This window comes from Altererythrobacter sp. CAU 1778 (assembly GCF_054482795.1).
The window spans coordinates 1,705,405-1,719,025 of sequence record NZ_JBTLRP010000001.1; the positions used below are offsets into that span (position 1 = coordinate 1,705,405).

The window sequence follows — 13,621 nt, forward strand, 5'->3', positions numbered from 1 at the left end:
ACGTAAGGAGAATTGCGATGACCACCATTTCCAAGACTATCGTTTCGGCCAGCGCGCTGGCCGCACTGGCGATGTCCGTCCCCGCGGGCGCCCAGCAGGCGAGTGAAGGCGAAGGCGAAGTCCTCACCACCGTCTACGGCTCCCCGCCATCCGACCTTTCGGGCATGAACGAAGGGCCCGATCTCGAAGGCTTCATCTCGGCCCGTTCGGGCGACCGCATCCAGGTTACGACGCCGGGCGGCGAGCGCACTGTCGTTTCGCTCAGCCAGGGCACCGAAATTCGCTCCAGCGGCGGCTTCCTCGGACTGTCGAAGGAGAAGCTGTCGGTCAACGAACTGATGAACGGCCTGCCGGTCGAAGTCGAAACCGTCGAATGGGCCAACGGCCTCGTGGCGAGCAAGATCGCGCTCAAGACCAAGGACATGAAGACCGCGACGATGATCCGCACCGGCACGGCGCAGGGCTTCGCCGAACAGACTGCCGCGACGGAGGCTTTGCGCGGGCGCGTCGGTGACATCGACAACTACAACCTCAAGAACACCACCAATGTCTATTTCGACACCGGCAAGGCCGCGCTGTCGCCCGATGCCGAGGCCGCGCTGTGCAACGCCGCGACCGAAGCGGAAGGCATGGACAACGCCCTGCTGCTGGTGGTCGGCTACACCGATTCGACCGGCGACTACGAGTTCAACCAGGATCTGAGCGAGAAGCGTGCGGCCCGCGTGGTGAACTACCTGCAGCAGGCCTGCGGCTGGAAGCCCTACCGGATGCTGACGCCGACCGGCATGGCAGAGGCCGACCCGATTGCGCCGAACGATTCCGCGCAGAACATGGCCCAGAACCGCCGCGTGGCGGTGAACATCATGGTCAGCAAGGCCGTCGACGGACTCTAGGTCTGTTTGCACAAGGACGGCCTGCGGGCTGCCCTGCCCTTCTACGAGCCGGCGAGCGCCTTCTGGCGTTTCGCCGGCTCGACGTTTCCGGTCAGCAGCCGGCCGCGCATTGTCTCTTGGGGCATCGACCCGGAATCGAATCAGTCTAACGTCGATGGATGCGGCGGTGCGATCTTCGCGCAGCGACGTCGGACGCCATAAAAACCCCGGCGAGACACAGCAGGCCTCGCCGGAACACGCGCATCACCGCAGGCTTACGACATTGTCGCTCTGGCGCACTTCGCGGTCGCCGCGATAGAGGCTCGCCATAGGCTCGTCTCCGGTCACGACCTGCTGCGCATTACCGAAGCCATTGAAGCCGGTCTTCATCGCCGCACCATAGGCGCCCAGCATACCGATCTCGATATAGTCGCCGGACTTGATGTCGCCGGGAAGCTGGAACGGCCCCTGCATGAAGTCGATGTCGTCGCAGGTCGGGCCAAAGAACGCGAAATCTTCCTGCGGTCCTTGGCGGCCTTCCTCCAGCGAGGCGACCGGGAAGCGCCAGCCTACGTGGGCCGCATCGAACAGCGCACCATAGGCACCGTCGTTGATGTAAAGCTCGTTCCCGCGGCGCTTTTCGACGCGTACGATCATCGAGGAATACTCGGCGCACAGGGCCCGACCGGGCTCGCACCAGAGTTCCGCGTTGTAGGCGATCGGCAACGCCTCGAAATGCTTGTGGATGATCGCGAAGTAATCTTCGAGCGGCGGCGGCTCCATGCCGGGATAGACACTCGGGAAACCACCACCGACATCGACCATGTCGATCACGACGCCGGCTTCCGCCACGGCGGCCTTCACACGCTCCAGCGCCTGAACATAGGCGAATGGCGTCATCGCCTGGCTGCCGACGTGGAAGCACACGCCCAGCCAGTCGCAATGCTGGCGGGTCGCCTGCAGCAGCGGCGCCGCGTCCGCAAGATCGACGCCGAACTTCGACGCCAGCGAAAGCTCCGAATAGTCGGACGACACGCGCAGCCGCACCAGCAGGCGCAGGTCGCTGGCGGCTTCGCCGTCTTCTCCGCGGCAGCATTCGACGATCTTCTCCAGTTCCTCGATATGGTCGAGGCTGAAGGTCTTTACGCCATGCTCGAAATACGCCTCGCGAATCGCGGCGCGAGTCTTGACCGGGTGCATGAAGCACAGGGTCGCCTCGGGCAGCGTTTCACGCGCCAGCCGCACTTCGGCGATGGAAGCGACGTCGTAATGGGTGATTCCGCTGTCGTAGAGCACGCGCAGCAAGTCAGGCGACGGATTCGCCTTCACCGCATACATCGACTTGCCGGGGAATTTCTGCGCGAAGAAATGGCCAGCGCGCGCGGCGGCGTGCGGGCGATTGCAGATGACCGGTTCGTCCGGTGCGAGGTCGCGAACTACAGACCGAGCGTCAGGATAGATGTGCAATTCAAGGGACCCCCAGAAGGTTTAGTTTCTGACCTTTCGGTCAACAGGGCTGCCTTGCGGTTCGTGTCCCTTGGGGCAGGAAGGGCGCATATAGAGAGCCGCGACCGAACCGCAAGGGAAATGTGCCCTGGTTTAGGGGTTAGCGAGTGGGCTGCAGATTGGCTCCCGCAGAGTGGCCGAGCCGTGGCGCTTGTTCGCCGGGACGTGACCGCCGGTGTCAGCTTGGCTGGAAATCGACGCGCGGTGCCTGGTCGACTACGCCCTTCTCGCTGTCGTCGAGCTTGTGGAAGTCGGCCTGCTGGAACCCCAGCACGGATGCGAACATCACGGCCGGGAAGCTTTCACGCGCGGTATTGTAGCGCGAGACCGCAGCATTGAGCGCGCGGCGTGCGGCAGCAAGCTTGTCTTCAACGTCGCTCAGTTCGCGCTGCAATTCCTGAAAGTTCACGTTCGCCTTAAGATCCGGATAGGCTTCCGCGAGGGCCAGCAGCCTGTCGAGCGCGATGCGAAGCTGCCCTTCGTCGCCCGAGTTCATCGCGCCGCTGGCGGCCTGGTTGCGCGCGCTGATCACCGCATCGAACGTGTCTTTCTCGTGCGTGGCATAGCCCTTCACCGTGGCGACGAGATTGGGGATCAGATCGTGCCGCTGGCGCAACTGCGCATCGATATCGGCAACGCCCTGATAGACGTTCTGCCGCTGCCCGACGAGCGAATTGTAAATCCCGACGACAAGGATCGCGACGAACACGATAATCGCCAGAACAATGATGACAACCGTCACGCCTTAACCTCCCATTGCCAATAGCGGCATAGTATAGGATGCGAAGGGTTAAGCAAACGGATTGCGGGGGTTTCGTAGGGTAATGGCGGAGTATCCCAGCGCAGAACGCCTGATGGCCGGTGAACTGGGCCAGTGGCTCCATTCGCAGGTCGCCGTGCGCGAAGACGCCAAGAAAGAGGCGATCAACCGGCTGTGGAAGGGCGCGATCATTGCCGGGCCGGTCTGGCTGTTCGTCGGAATCCTCGGAGTGCTCGAACCGACGACCCTGCTCTACTTCGGGTTCGGTGCGGCGGCGATGATCTGGTACTGGTCGCAAGCCCCGAAACGCGCGGCGGTGAAGCAGGTCAAGACCGGCATCAACGAGGCCATCGCAGGCGCGCTCGGCCTGGCCTATGTTCACGATCTGGAACCGGGCCGCGGCTTTGCCCTGGCCAAGGCGGCGCACATGGTGCCCGGTTACGACCGCGCGAGCTTCGAGGACATGTGGAGCGGGCATTACGCGGGCCACCCCTTCGTGCTGCACGAAGCGCATCTGGAAGAGCGCCGGGGTTCGGGCAAGAACACCCGCTGGGTCACCGTATTCCGCGGCTCCATCCTGACCATGGGGTTTCGCCGCAGGTTCCACGGCACCACGCTGGTCGCGCGCAAGGGTCGGCACGGCAAGCTGTTCGGCGGGAGCAGGGATTACATTTCGGTCGAGGGTGTTCGGCTCGACTTTGCCGACATGGTGCATCCCGAGTTCGTCGACACTTTCGACGTCTACACCAACGACCAGGTGGAGGCGCGCTACATCGTGCACCCCCGTTATATCGAACGGCTGATCGCCGTGGAGCAGGCGTTCGCGGGCGAGAAGATCACCAGCATCTTTTCCGACGGCGAACTGGTGGTGGCGCTCAATTGCGGCAACCTGTTCGAAAGTGGCTCGATCGACGCAGGCGACGATCACATCCGCGTCGCGCGCACGATCGACCAGTTCGCGCGGCTCGCCGACCTTGCCGACGCCTTGCAGGAACCGGAACGCTAGGCGCTCAGCTCAACCGATCGCGGAAGTCCTCGTATCCGAACTTGCGGATCTGTTCGAGCTGGTCGGTTTCGCTGTCCCACAGCCAGATGCTGGGAAGCGGAACGCCGTTGAAGGTCATCGTCTTGACCATCGAGTAATGCGCCTGATCGAGAAAGGCGAAGCGCGTACCGACCTCCGCCCCGCCCGGCACTTGGTAATCCCCGATGATGTCGCCCGCGAGGCATGAAGGACCGCCCAGCCGCACCGCAGCGCCGTTGCCACCCTCCCCCAGCATTGCCGGGCGGTAGGGCGCCTCGATCACGTCAGGCATATGGCAGGTGGCGGAAACATCGGTGATCGCAAATGGCACTTCGTTCACTCCTGTATCCAGCACGGTGCCCACCAGTATGCCGGCATCCAGCGCCACCGCTTCACCCGGTTCGAGGTAGATTTCCGCGCCGGAATCTTCCTTCGCGTCGCGCAGGAATTCCACCAGCTCCTCGCGCTGGTAATCGGCGCGGGTGATGTGGTGGCCGCCGCCCATGTTGATCCACTTGAGCTGCCCGAACCAGGGTTCGATCGCGTCGAAGACCTTGTCCCAGGTCCGCGACAGTGGCTCGAAGTCCTGCTCGCACAGATTGTGAAAATGGATGCCGTCGACCAGCTCCATGTGCTCTGGCGTCAGCTGGTCGATCGGAAAGCCGAGGCGGCTGCCGGGGCTGGAAGGATCATAGCGCGGCACTTCGCCGGTCGGCACCATCGGATTGATCCGAAGGCCCACATCGAAGGTCTCGCCGCGCGCGCGCGCGTGCTCGATCATCGCGCTCGCCCGCACGATCTGCTGCGGCGAATTGAAGATCACGTGGTCGGACAGGCGGATGACCTCGGGCAGGTCCTCCGGCTTGTAGGCGGCGCAATAGGTGCTGATCTCGCCGTCGTAATGTTCCGCGGCGAGCAATGCTTCCCACAGACCGGAGGTGCAGACGCCATCGAGATACTCCCCGATGATCGGCGCGACCGAGAACATCGAGAACGCCTTCAAGGCGGCAAGCATCTTGATCTCCGCCTCGTCGCGGATTTCCGCCAGCACGCGGCAATTCGCCCGCAACTTCGCCGCATCGACGACGAAGGCTGGGCTATCTACGCGCGAAAGATCGAATTGGGCGAAGGCGCCCGGATCGCCGGCTTTGGTTTCCATCAGAACTGAACCGGGCCGTCCAGCTCCTCAACCTGCCACGGCAGGCCATGCGCGTTCAGCATTTCCATGAACGGATCGGGGTCCATCTGTTCCATGTTGAAGACGCCGTCGCCTGCCCACTTGCCGGTCATCATCATGGCCGAACCGATCATCGCAGGGACACCTGTAGTATAGGACACCGCCTGATTGCCGGTTTCCTCGTAAGCCGCCTCATGCGAGCAGATGTTGTTGATGTAGAACGTCTTCTCGCCTGAGCCATCCAGCGCCTCGCCGGTGGCGATCACGCCGATATTGGTGTTGCCCTTGGTCGTTTCGCCCAGCGTTTCGGGCTTGGGCAGCACGGCGGCGAGGAATTGCAGCGGGATGATGTCCTTGCCCTGATACTTCACCGGGTCGATCCGCGTCATGCCGACGTTCTGCAACACGGTGAGATGCTTGATGTATTCATCACCAAAGGTCATCCAGAAGCGCGCGCGCTCCATTTCCGGATTAAACTTGGCGAGGCTTTCCAGCTCCTCGTGATACATCATGTACATGTTCTTCGGGCCGACGCCTTCGAAGTCGAATTCGACCTTCTTGCCCATCGCCGGGGTTTCGACGAATTCGCCGTTTTCCCAGTGACGTGCGGGCGCGGTTACTTCCCGGATGTTGATTTCCGGGTTGAAGTTGGTGGCGAAGGCCTGACCGTGATCGCCGCCGTTGCAGTCGAGAATGTCGAGCTGGCGGATGGTCTTAAGCTTGTGCTTCTTCAGCCACATGGTGAAGACGCTGGTCACGCCCGGATCGAAGCCCGACCCCAGCAGCGCCATGAGGCCCGCGTTCTTGAAGCGGTCCTGATAGGCCCATTGCCAGTGGTACTCGAACTTCGCCTCGTCCTTGGGTTCGTAATTGGCGGTGTCGAGATAGTCGACGCCCGCTTCGAGGCAGGCGTCCATGATCGGCAAATCCTGATACGGCAGGGCGAGATTGACGACCAGTTCGGGTCCGACCTTGCGGATCAGGTTGACCATCGCAGGCACTTCCTCGGCGTCGATCTCATACGTTGCGATGTCCACTCCGGCGCGTTCCTTCACGCTTGCGGCGATGGCGTCGCACTTCGACTTCGTCCGGCTGGCGAGATGGATTTCCGAGAAGATGTCGGGATTGAAGGCCATCTTGTGGACGCAGACCGAGCTGACGCCGCCGGCACCGATGACGAGGACTGTGGACATGGGGATTTCTCCGAATGGGATTCGCTGTTGCGGGCGCATTAGGGGAATGCGCGGGGCAAATAAACGGTCCGATGCTTTCCTATGTTATCGCGCTGGCGCATGAAGGCGGGCGATGAGATTCCCCCGCCCGCCCGCTTCCGGTTCCAGTCTCAGGACTGTGTTCCATGTGTTTCATCCTGAGGCACGTTCGCAGTGATTGCGTCGCGTGCGCCAACGCGCGAAGGCGTCCTGCGCGCGGCGGAGAAGGTCTCTGCGATCTTGCCGCCGACGCCGTTGTTTCCGGTGACGATCCGCGGCGTGACGCTCCGCGTGAAATGCGAAAGCCTGCAACCCATCGGCGCGTTCAAGATTCGCGGCGCTTGGCACCGGCTGACCGAATTGAGCGAGGAAGAACGCGCGCGCGGCGTAGTTGCCGTGTCGAGCGGCAATCACGCGCAAGGCGTGGCCTGGGCGGCGCAGCGGCTCGGTATCAAGGCAACCATCGTGATGCCGCGAAACGCGCCGCAGGTGAAGCTCGACGCGACACGCGCGCTGGGCGCCGAGATCGTGCTCTACGAACGGCCCGGAGAAGACCGTGACGAGGTCGCCGCGCGCCTGATCGCGGAAAAGGGCGGTACGCTGGTGCACGCCTTTGCCGACCCGTGGGTGATCGAGGGTCAGGGCAGCGCCGGTATCGAAGCCGAGGCCCAGCTTGGCCACACCCCTTCACGCTTCATTGCCTGTTGCGGCGGCGGCGGGCTGGCCGCGGGGCTCGCCCTCGCCTGCCCCCGCGCGGCAATCCATGTCGTCGAGCCATTGGGCTGGGACATGGTGGGCAGGCGATGGCGGCAGGAAGCGTGGTCCGCGCGGCAGCCAACCCGCCCTCGACGATTTGCGATGCCCTGCAACCAGATGCGACCAAGCCAATAAACCTTTCTGTCCTGCAGGGCCGCGCCGAACGGGGCGTCAGCGTGACGGACGATGAGGTTCGCGCAGCACAGGCGTTCGCCTTCTCGCAGCTGCGGCTCGTGCTGGAACCCGGCGGAGCCGCGGCGTTGGCGGCCGCGCTTGCGGGCAAAGTCCCGCTCGACGCGGACACCGTGATCATGCTGACCGGCGGAAACGTCGATCCCGCGCAGTTCGCCTCGGTCGTCGGCGCGATCGGTTGCAATTGACAATCAAATTTGCCCGACGCAGTCTCCCGCCGGGTCGCTTGTAGGGGGAATTGACGATGCAGGCACAGATACTCGCACCCGCCGCGGTGCTGATCGCGTGGTCGCTGGTGATGCTGCTGTGGATGGCCGGCACGCGCCTGCCAGCGCTTTCGAAGGCGACCGGCGGGATTGGCAAGGCGAAACCCGGTGGCAGGGGACAAGACCTCGAGGGCGTGCTCGATAATCGCATCAATTGGAAAGCGCACAATTACGCGCATCTCATGGAGCAGCCGACCCTGTTCTACGCGGTCGTCGTGATCATTGCGATGATGGGCGGCTCCGATTTCGATGTCTTTGTCGCGTGGATTTACGTGGCGCTGCGGATTGTCCACTCGATCTGGCAAGCGATGGTCAATATCGTTTCCATCCGCTTCATGCTCTTCGTGGTCTCGACGATTGCGCTGGTCGTGCTGGCATGGCGCGCGCTCGCCCTGACGCTGTTCGCCGGTCCGGCGGTGGCAGCATGATCGGGATGGGAACGCTCGGCCCGGTCGTCGCGCTGGCGGCTTGGACGATGGTCATGTGGCTATGGATGTATATAACCCGCCTGCCTGCCATGCGCCGCGCGAAGATCGACATCGGCGCCCTGCGCGGAGGGACCGGGGCGGACCTGAAGGGCGTGCTGCCGCAGGACGTCCAGTGGAAAGCGGACAATTACAACCATCTCCACGAAGCGCCGACGGTGTTCTATGCGATTGCGATCACCCTCGCCATAGTCGGTCAGGGCGATGGCTGGAATGCGATCATCGCATGGATTTACGTCGCGCTGCGCGTCGCCCATTCGCTGGTGCAGGCAACGGTCAATCGCATCGCACTGCGTTTCGCGATTTTCATGCTGTCGTCACTGGCACTGATTGCGCTGGTTTTGCACGCCGCGATCGCGGTGTTTCACTAGGCCTTATTCGGCGGCCTCTGCGGCTTCCACATGGCCGGAGAGGTCGACCGAGAGGCCAGCGAGGAAGCGCTCCGCATCGAGCGCGGCCATGCAGCCGGTGCCTGCCGCCGTCACGGCCTGACGATAGGTGTGGTCCATCACATCGCCGCAGGCGAACACGCCGGGGACTTCGGTCTTGGGCGTTCCGGGCTCGACGATCAGATAGCCGGTCTTGTCCATCGGCAGTTTGCCCTTGAACAGCTCTGTGGAGGGCGCATGACCGATCGCGACAAAGGCCCCGTCGACCTGCAGTGTGGAAAGCTCGCCCGTCTGCGTATCTTCGAGCACGAGGTGATCGAGCATCCCGTCCTCGCCCGCCTCGAAGCTTTTCACCGTCTTGTTCCACATGGTGCTGATCTTGTTGCTCTTGAACAGGCGATCCTGCAGGATTTTCTCGCTGCGAAGCTCGTCGCGGCGATGGATCAGCGTCACGTCGTCGGAATGATTGGTGAGGTACAACGCCTCTTCCACCGCAGTGTTGCCGCCGCCGATCACTGCGACCTTCCTGCCGCGATAGAAAAAGCCGTCGCATGTCGCGCATGCCGACACGCCCTTGCCTCCCAGATCCGCTTCGCCCGGAACGCCCAGCCACTTGGCCTGCGCGCCGGTGGCGATCACCAGAACGTCGCCCACGTATTCATCGCCGCTGTCGCCCTTCGCGCGGAAGGGCGAGCCCCCCGCGATGTCCACTTCCGTAATCGTGTCCCACATCATCCGCGTGCCGACATGCTCGGCCTGCGCCTGCATTTCCTGCATCAGCCACGGACCCTGGATGACGTCGCGGAAGCCGGGATAGTTCTCGACATCGGTCGTGATGGTCAGCTGCCCGCCCGGCTGAAGTCCCTGAACCACGATCGGCTCCATCCCGGCGCGCGCGCCATAGATTGCCGCCGAAAGTCCCGCCGGGCCCGATCCGATGATGAGCATGCGGGTGGAATGGGTCGCCATGATGAAACAGCCTTCTGTCGTCCTGGGGTGCAAAGTCCCGCCTATATGGGAAGCGATGCGCGCGAGTCACGCCACACCCGCATCACTCATCCACATCTGCGCGCAGGAGCGGCTGCGTAATTGCCCCTAGCGGCACATTCAGGCGTTCGTAGCCCTGCCGTGAAAGAGTGTCGATGTTTCGGCCCACACCAGCCCCGAAGGGATCGCACGCCATGGCCATGATAATCATTGTCGACGACGACAAACTGATCGCCCGACTTGCATCGGATATTCTCGTGGAAGCGGGTCATGCCTGCGGCTGGGTGACGGGGGTGGAACAGGCGCGCGCGCTGCTCAAGTGGCGACGGCCCGACATGTTGCTTCTCGACCACGACATGCCCGGCGTGACGGGGGGCGAATTCCTGCGAGAGCTGCGCGGGTCTGCCTATCATTACGACCTGCCGGTGATCATGTTTACCCGGATGAACGGCATCGCTGACGAAGAGGCCGCCCGGTACAACGGCGCGCAGGACTACGTCCGCAAACCGTTCCGACCGGAAGACCTGACCTACAAGGTCCAGCGCCTGCTCGACGCCCGTGCCGAGCGCGAGAAACACCGCGCGCTGGAGGAAGAGTTGCGTCGCTCTTCCGGCGCGGGTTCGGAAAGCGCCCCACATCTGCGACGGGTCTTCTGACGTAACAGTTTCGCACCCGTTGCAACCCTTCGCGCGGCGCGCAGACTTCCTCGCGCATTGCGATCGCTCTCACGGTTGCAACGGGCTATCCCTGACCTCCTCCCACCCCCCCGGTCAAGACGATGCAATTGACCAAGTGAACGTTATCATTTAGGTGAACGTTCACAAAAGTTGCAATGCACATCAAGTGCATGTTTTGGGAGGAGAATCACTGATGAACTTTGGCCGCAAGCCGAATCTTGCCGTGTGGATGGCCGGCGCGTCCGTCGTCGCCCTCGGCATGAGCGCGTCGAGCGCTATGGCACAGGACACAGTGCAGGCCGATTCCGCGCAGGAAGCCGCCAGCAGCTCGGATGACGAGAACGTCATCGTCGTCTCCGGCATCCGCGCCAGTCTCCAGGACGCGATGAACATCAAGCGCGAAGCGATCGGCGTCGTCGACGCAATCAGCGCGGAAGACATCGGCAAGTTCCCAGACACCAATCTCGCGGAGTCGCTCCAGCGCATCACGGGTGTCTCGATCGACCGCCAGAGCGGCGAAGGCTCCAAGGTCACGGTCCGTGGGTTCGGTCCCGACTTCAACCTCGTGCTGCTGAACGGTCGTCAGATGCCGGCATCGTCGCTCGGCGATTGCTGCTCGGCCCCGGCCTCGCGTTCGTTCGATTTCGCCAACCTCGCTTCCGAAGGCATTGCAGGTGTCGAGGTCTACAAGTCGGGCCGCGCATCGCTGCCGACGGGCGGCATCGGTTCGACGATCAACATCAAGACGCCGCGCCCCCTCGATCGCCCCGGTTTCCAGGGCAGCATCGGCGCCAAGGCCGTGCTCGATTACACGTTCGAAGACACGAAGGTCACACCGGAAGTCTCGGGTATCGTCAGCAACACCTTTGCCGACGACACCTTCGGCATTCTGGTCAGCGGCTCCTACCAGCGCCGCAAGGCGAGCCTTTCGCAGTTCGGCGCCGGCTGGCGCGAGGGTTATCTGGCGAGCGAAGGCAACTGGGGGTCGCTCCCGTTCCCCGGCGATCCGCGCTACGCCAATGTGGAGAACCGTCCGGAAGGCGACGACATCTATCAGGTGCCGCAGAACACGGCCTATGATTTCACCGACATCGATCGGGAGCGTATCAACGGCCAGGCCGTGCTGCAGTGGCAGCCGTCCGAACAGTTCAACGCAACGCTCGACTACACATTCTCGCAGAATACCATCGACGCGCGGACGAGCAGCATCGGCGTGTGGTACAATCACGGCGATGTCAGCTCGAGCTGGACCGACGGACCGGTCGCCGGCCCGAACTTCTATTCGGAAAACTTCGGCGCACCCAACCCGACGATCGGTGACAATGGCAAGGACCTCGCCATCACCGGCGCGGTCGCGGCCAATCGCAGCATCAATCATTCCATCGGCGGCAACCTGGAATGGAACCATCCCAGCGGCTTCCGCTTCGTGCTCGACGGTCATCACTCGACCGCCGTGTCCAAGCCGACCTCGCCCTATGGCAGCAACAGCGCTGTCGGCACCGCGATCTTCGGGGTGCAGAGCCAGAACACCGATTTCACCACCGACCTGCCGGTCATCTCGGTCGACATGTATCCGGGCTCGGAAATCGATCCTTCAAACATTCGTCCTTCGGGCAACGCCTTCCGCAATGCCTACATGAAGGATCGCATCATCGAAGCGACCTTCCGCGGTGGATATGACTTCGACGCGGGCTTCATCGAAAGCCTCGATTTCGGCGTCACCTACACCGACAACAAGGTGCGCACGGCTTACGGCTTCCTCCAGAACGAAACCTGGGGCGGCACGCTGAGCGCGGAAGACACGCCGGACGATTTCTTCATTCCTCGCAGCGTGTCGGACAATCTTGCCGGGATGAGCGGGTCGGATGCCGCCGGCATCATCTCGACCTATTACGACATAGCGACCGAAGACCTTATCGAGTTGCTGGACCGTGAACTCGGCATCTGCACCACTCCCTTCGTCGGCACGCCGACCGGGGTGGGCTGCCTTGCGGAATATTCCGTGGACCGTCGCCTCAACGAAAAGACGGTCGCACCGTACATCCAGTCGCTCCACAGCTTCGATATTCTCGCCGACGAAGCGCATCTGCGGCTTGGTTTGCGCTACGAAGTCACCGACGTGACCTCGTCCGCGCTGGTTCCGATCCCGACCGGGACGGAGCAGTCGTCGGAAAACGAAATCGCCATCCGTTACGATGGCGGCGAAGCGGGCTTCACCACCTTCAAGGGCAGCTACGAAAACTGGCTGCCATCGGTCGACTTCGACATTTCTCCGATCGCGGACGTGGTGCTGCGCGCATCGTACAGCCACACGCTGACACGACCAGCCTATAACCAGCTCAATGGCGGCCTGACGGTCAACTCCCCTGCCCGCCCCAATGGCGGAAGCACCGGGGGCGCCGGCAACCCGGGGCTGATCCCGTATCTGTCGAAGAATATCGATGTCTCGGGCGAATGGTATTACGGGCCCGAAAGCTACATTTCGGTCGGTTACTTCCACAAGAACGTCACCAACTTCATCACGACTTCGACCACACAGGGTCCGGCTTTCGGCCTGACCAACCCGAGCCAGGGTGCGGCTGCGCAGGCAGCGCGGGCAGCCTTGGGTGCCAATGCGACATTCGACCAAATCCTGAACTACGCCGCGGTGAATTTCCCGGATCTCGTCACGTTCGACGGGAACGGAGATCCGGTCGGGCTGCTGGGCGCGCCCGGCGATCCGGCACTGGAATTCACTTTCACGCAGCCGGACAACAGCGACCAGTCGGCCAATCTCGACGGGTTCGAATTCGCGATCCAGCACAGCTTCTGGGACACCGGCTTCGGGGCGATCCTGAACTACACCGTCGTCAACAGCGACACTTCGTACGACAGCACGCTGCGCTATACCGAGCCGCAGTTCGCCGTGACGGGCGTGTCGGACAGCGCCAACGCAGTGCTCTACTACGACAAGAACGGCCTGCAGGCGCGCGTTGCCTATAACTGGCGTGACGAGTTCCTCGCCGGTTACGACTTCGACCCGTACATCGTCGAAGCCTATGGCCAGGTCGATGCCAGCGCGAGCTACGAGTTCGACAATGGCGTGACCATCTTCGCAGAGGCGATCAACCTGCTGAACGAAGACCGCAAGGGCCACCGGCGTGCGGATCAGGCGGTGTATTTCGCAGCGCCCGGCCATGCGCGCTACGCCGGCGGCGTGCGCTTCACCTGGTAACCCGGCTGGGGGGCTGGACACAGTCCCCCGTCTCTCTCCGCCGGACAAGAGAGCCGCGTTGCTGCACGGGCAATGCGGCTCTTTTTGTCCGGGAGCGAATTCGCG

At 62.9% G+C, this 13,621-nt stretch carries 11 protein-coding genes and 1 pseudogene; 7 read left to right on the top strand and 5 right to left on the bottom strand.

Going from position 1 to position 13,621, the window contains the following annotated elements; genetic code table 11:
• Positions 1 to 17 precede the first annotated feature (17 nt).
• The gene (locus ACXYN8_RS08080) at positions 18 to 893 is read left to right on the top strand and encodes an OmpA family protein (RefSeq protein ID WP_458888849.1); all 876 of its coding nucleotides are present in this window, start codon (positions 18 to 20) and stop codon (positions 891 to 893) included.
• A gap of 243 nt (positions 894 to 1,136) precedes the next feature.
• Here ACXYN8_RS08080 and ACXYN8_RS08085 read toward each other — a convergent pair whose 3' ends face one another.
• Entirely contained in the window at positions 1,137 to 2,339 is a 1,203-nt protein-coding gene (locus tag ACXYN8_RS08085; RefSeq protein ID WP_458888850.1) for a type III PLP-dependent enzyme, read from the bottom strand.
• Positions 2,340 to 2,556: 217 nt separating this feature from the next.
• Positions 2,557 to 3,120 (bottom strand): LemA family protein, encoded by a 564-nt coding sequence (locus ACXYN8_RS08090; protein ID WP_458888851.1) that lies wholly within the window; start codon positions 3,118 to 3,120, stop codon positions 2,557 to 2,559.
• Positions 3,121 to 3,202: 82 nt separating this feature from the next.
• On the opposite strand from ACXYN8_RS08090, the gene ACXYN8_RS08095 reads away from it, so the two are divergent.
• A complete protein-coding gene (locus ACXYN8_RS08095; protein ID WP_458888852.1) occupies positions 3,203 to 4,144 on the top strand; it encodes a DUF3137 domain-containing protein in 942 nt (313 codons plus the stop codon).
• Between the two features lie 4 nt (positions 4,145 to 4,148).
• Here ACXYN8_RS08095 and ACXYN8_RS08100 read toward each other — a convergent pair whose 3' ends face one another.
• Positions 4,149 to 5,321, bottom strand: coding sequence for a carboxynorspermidine decarboxylase (locus ACXYN8_RS08100; protein WP_458888854.1), 1,173 nt, complete (start codon positions 5,319 to 5,321; stop codon positions 4,149 to 4,151).
• Positions 5,321 to 6,532 (bottom strand): saccharopine dehydrogenase family protein, encoded by a 1,212-nt coding sequence (locus ACXYN8_RS08105; RefSeq protein ID WP_458888855.1) that lies wholly within the window; start codon positions 6,530 to 6,532, stop codon positions 5,321 to 5,323. Before ACXYN8_RS08105 ends, ACXYN8_RS08100 begins: the two co-directional genes overlap by 1 nt.
• Positions 6,533 to 6,724: 192 nt before the next feature.
• Between ACXYN8_RS08105 and ACXYN8_RS08110 the strand changes: the two are divergent.
• The 3 genes and pseudogenes from ACXYN8_RS08110 to ACXYN8_RS08120 all read left to right on the top strand — a co-directional run bounded on the left by ACXYN8_RS08110 (position 6,725) and on the right by ACXYN8_RS08120 (position 8,620).
• Positions 6,725 to 7,686: pseudogene (locus ACXYN8_RS08110) on the top strand (threonine ammonia-lyase).
• Between the two features lie 56 nt (positions 7,687 to 7,742).
• Complete coding sequence (locus ACXYN8_RS08115) at positions 7,743 to 8,192, top strand: MAPEG family protein (protein WP_458888857.1); 450 nt, start codon at positions 7,743 to 7,745, stop codon at positions 8,190 to 8,192.
• The gene (locus ACXYN8_RS08120; RefSeq protein WP_458888928.1) at positions 8,189 to 8,620 is read left to right on the top strand and encodes an MAPEG family protein; all 432 of its coding nucleotides are present in this window, start codon (positions 8,189 to 8,191) and stop codon (positions 8,618 to 8,620) included. The genes ACXYN8_RS08115 and ACXYN8_RS08120 overlap by 4 nt, the downstream gene beginning before the upstream one ends.
• A gap of 3 nt (positions 8,621 to 8,623) precedes the next feature.
• On the opposite strand, the gene trxB is transcribed toward ACXYN8_RS08120, so the two are convergent.
• On the bottom strand, positions 8,624 to 9,607 hold the full coding sequence (trxB, locus tag ACXYN8_RS08125) for a thioredoxin-disulfide reductase (protein ID WP_458888858.1): 984 nt from the start codon (positions 9,605 to 9,607) through the stop codon (positions 8,624 to 8,626).
• A 212-nt stretch (positions 9,608 to 9,819) separates the two neighbouring features.
• Between trxB and ACXYN8_RS08130 the strand changes: the two genes are divergently transcribed.
• Both ACXYN8_RS08130 and ACXYN8_RS08135 read left to right on the top strand, forming a co-directional pair.
• Positions 9,820 to 10,281 (top strand): response regulator, encoded by a 462-nt coding sequence (locus ACXYN8_RS08130; RefSeq protein WP_458888859.1) that lies wholly within the window; start codon positions 9,820 to 9,822, stop codon positions 10,279 to 10,281.
• Positions 10,282 to 10,495: 214 nt separating this feature from the next.
• Positions 10,496 to 13,516, top strand: coding sequence for a TonB-dependent receptor (locus ACXYN8_RS08135; protein ID WP_458888860.1), 3,021 nt, complete (start codon positions 10,496 to 10,498; stop codon positions 13,514 to 13,516).
• Positions 13,517 to 13,621: the final 105 nt, after the last annotated feature.